At 53.1% G+C, this 3,576-nt stretch carries 1 tRNA gene and 2 rRNA genes; all 3 read right to left on the bottom strand.

From position 1 onward, the window contains the following. Positions 1-157: 157 nt before the first annotated feature. A tRNA-Met gene (locus ACR0KL_RS22635) sits at positions 158-234 on the bottom strand. 51 nt (positions 235-285) lie between these two features. After that, positions 286-400 (bottom strand): 5S ribosomal RNA (gene rrf / locus ACR0KL_RS22630). A gap of 179 nt (positions 401-579) precedes the next feature. Beyond that, positions 580-3,422: ribosomal RNA gene (locus ACR0KL_RS22625) — 23S ribosomal RNA — on the bottom strand. Between the last annotated feature and the right edge of the window lie 154 nt (positions 3,423-3,576).

Below are 3,576 nucleotides of genomic sequence, written 5' to 3'. Positions count from 1 at the left end.
GGGCGGCTTGTTCGGTACTTTGTTCGACTGTGATGTTTGCGGGAGCAGGATTTGAACCTGCGACCTTCAGGTTATGAGCCTAACGAGGTGAGAACGCTAAGCGATTGATCCAGTGGATCAATTGTAGTCTGAACGGGCTGTTTGGATTTTCTGACGCTGGTTGCGGGAGTAGGATTTGAACCTACGACCTTCAGGTTATGAGCCTGACGAGCTACCGGGCTGCTCCATCCCGCGTCAGAGTCAGATTTGTTTCATCGTATTAGAGAGACTGTGGGCTTTTGCTAGGTTTGGCGGTGACCTACTCTCCCGGGGCTTAAGCCCAAGTACCATTGGCGCGGCAGTGCTTAACTTCCGGGTTCGGGATGGGACCGGGTGTTTCACTTGCGCTATGACCACCAAACCGAGGAAAAGCCCATGTCGGCTTTCTTGCTGTGCAAGAAGGCGACGAGGTGGCAGTTAGCGTATGTGCGTTGCCACTCGGTTGTGTTTTCAATCAACATCGCGGCTTGGCGCTGCGACGCTATCCTTAGTCAAGGTCGGTGTATGCTTCTGGTTTGATTTGTCTTTCTGTTACTGGATCAAATCAAGCCTATCGGGCGATTAGTACCGGTCAACTGAACGCATTACTGCGCTTACATCTCCGGCCTATTGACGTGGTGGTCTTCCACGGCCCTCAGGGAGACCTTGTTTTGAGGGGGGCTTCCCGCTTAGATGCCTTCAGCGGTTATCCTGTCCGATCATAGCTACCCAGCACTGCCGTTGGCACGACAACTGGTCCACCAGTGGATCGTTCACCCCGGTCCTCTCGTACTAGGGGCAACTCCTCTCAAGTCTCCTACACCCACGGCAGATAGGGACCGAACTGTCTCACGACGTTCTAAACCCAGCTCACGTACCTCTTTAAACGGCGAACAGCCGTACCCTTGGGACCTGCTCCAGCCCCAGGATGAGATGAGCCGACATCGAGGTGCCAAACACTGCCGTCGATATGGACTCTTGGGCAGTATCAGCCTGTTATCCCCGGCGTACCTTTTATCCGTTGAGCGATGGCCCTTCCACTCGGGACCACCGGATCACTATGGCCGTCTTTCGACTCTGCTCGACTTGTCAGTCTCGCAGTCAGGCTGGCTTCTGCCATTGCACTCAACGAGCGATTTCCGACCGCTCTGAGCCAACCTTCGCGCGCCTCCGTTACGCTTTAGGAGGCGACCGCCCCAGTCAAACTACCCGCCACGCAGGGTCCCGGATCCGGATAACGGACCGCGGTTAGACATCAAGAGTGCGAAGGGTGGTATCTCAAGGGAGGCTCCACGGATACTTGCGTTTCCGCTTCAAAGCCTACCACCTATCCTGCACATCACAATCCTGATGCCAGTGCGAAGCTGTAGTAAAGGTGCACGGGGTCTTTCCGTCTAACCGCGGGAAGCCTGCATCTTGACAGGCAATTCAATTTCGCTGAGTCGATGTTGGAGACAGCGGGGAAGTCGTTACGCCATTCGTGCAGGTCGGAACTTACCCGACAAGGAATTTCGCTACCTTAGGACCGTTATAGTTACGGCCGCCGTTTACCTGGGCTTCAATTCAAGGCTCTCACCTCTCCTTTTAACCTTCAGGCACCGGGCAGGCGTCAGACCCTATACGTCGTCTTGCGACTTCGCAGAGCCCTGTGTTTTTAATAAACAGTCGCCACCCCCTGGTTTGTGCCCCCAGCCCCTAGTTGCCTAGGAACCGGGCCTCCTTCTCGCGAACTTACGGAGGTATTTTGCCGAGTTCCTTCAACATCGTTCTCTCAAGCGCCTTGGTATTCTCTACCAGTCCACCTGTGTCGGTTTAGGGTACGGTCTGATGGAGGGCTATTTCCAGGAACCACTCAGCAGCCCAATCAATCCGATAAGATTGAACTACACCTGTGATCCGTCACATCCTCCTGGCCTAGGAATATTAACCTAGTTCCCATCGCCTACGCCTTTCGGCCTCGGCTTAGGGGCCGGCTTACCCTGCTCAGATTAGCTTTAAGCAGGAACCCTTGGACTTTCGGCGAGAGTGTCTCTCACACTCTTTGTCGCTACTCATGTCATCATTCTCACTAGTGATCTCTCCACCGGATGGCTCACGCCCCGGCTTCATCGAAAGAACTCTATCCGTCATTACACCCACTGATATTTCACAGAAGGATGCAAATACGGATGAGTTCTATGTCACACTACGCTCTGCTACCGATGCTTACGCATCCCTAGACTTCGGCTCATGGCTTGAGCCCCGTTACATCTTCGCCGCAGGACAACTTATTTAGACCAGTGAGCTGTTACGCTATCTTTAAAGGATGGCTGCTTCTAAGCCAACCTCCTGGTTGTTTTGGTCGTCCCACCTGCTTTCCCACTTAGCCATGAATTGGGGGCCTTAGTCGTAGGTCAGGGTTGTTTCCCTCTCCACTACGGACGTTAGCATCCGCAGTGTGTCTGCCATCTAGTACTCCCGGGTATTCGGAGTTTGGTTAGGATCAGTAAGCCTGTGGGGCCCCATTACCCATCCAGTGCTCTACCCCCCGGGGTATTCGGATGACGCTCTACCTAAATAGATTTCGCAGAGAACCAGCTATCTCCGAGTTTGATTGGCCTTTCACCCCTAGGCACAGCTCATCCCGATCCTTTTCAACGGATGTGGGTTCGGTCCTCCAGTAAGTGTTACCTTACCTTCAACCTGGCCATGCCTAGATCACTCGGTTTCGGGTCTGATCCCACGAACTCATTCGCCCTATTAAGACTCGCTTTCGCTACGCCTACACCTAACGGCTTAAGCTTGCTCGTAAGACCAAGTCGATGACCCATTATACAAAAGGTACGCCGTCAGATCTCGAGGATCCTCCGACTGATTGTAGGCGTTCGGTTTCAGGTACTGTTTCACTCCCCTCGTCGGGGTGCTTTTCACCTTTCCCTCACGGTACTGGTTCGCTATCGGTCAGCAAGGAGTACTTAGCCTTCGAAGGTGGTCCTCCGATCTTCAGACAGAATTTCACGTGTTCCGCCCTACTTAATACGTCCATCAAAGCTTCCTATACGGGGCTGTCACCCGCTATGGCCATGCTTCCCAACATGTTCTAGTCACTTATCTGGCTCGGCTGGTCCCCGTTCGCTCGCCGCTACTAGGGGAGTATCAATTGATTTCCTTTCCTCCGGGTACTTAGATGTTTCAGTTCCCCGGGTTTGCTCTTAAAACCCTATGTATTCAGGTCTTAAGTACCTGTTTAAGCAACATATTGATTACCAAAGATAACAATATGAAGCTTTCAGGTGGGTTGCCCCATTCAGAGATCCATGGATCAAAGCTTATTCTCAGCTCCCCATGGCTTATCGCAGAGTATCACGTCTTTCATCGCCTCTTGCTGCCAAGGCATTCACCAAACGCCCTTCTCGCGCTTGATTTGATCCAGAAAGAGAAAGACAGACGTCCTTCACGGCAGGCCCAGCTGGTAACTAAAGGCCGCCTCTGTTTCTGAACCAAAAGCATACTTTCCCGCCTTCCATCCTGGAACCCGCGCTGCCGATGTCGGTCGGCCCCACGCAGAGGATAGAAGAC

Source organism: Ruegeria sp. C8, assembly GCF_056537565.1.
This window is presented reverse-complemented; position numbering and strand designations above follow the sequence as displayed.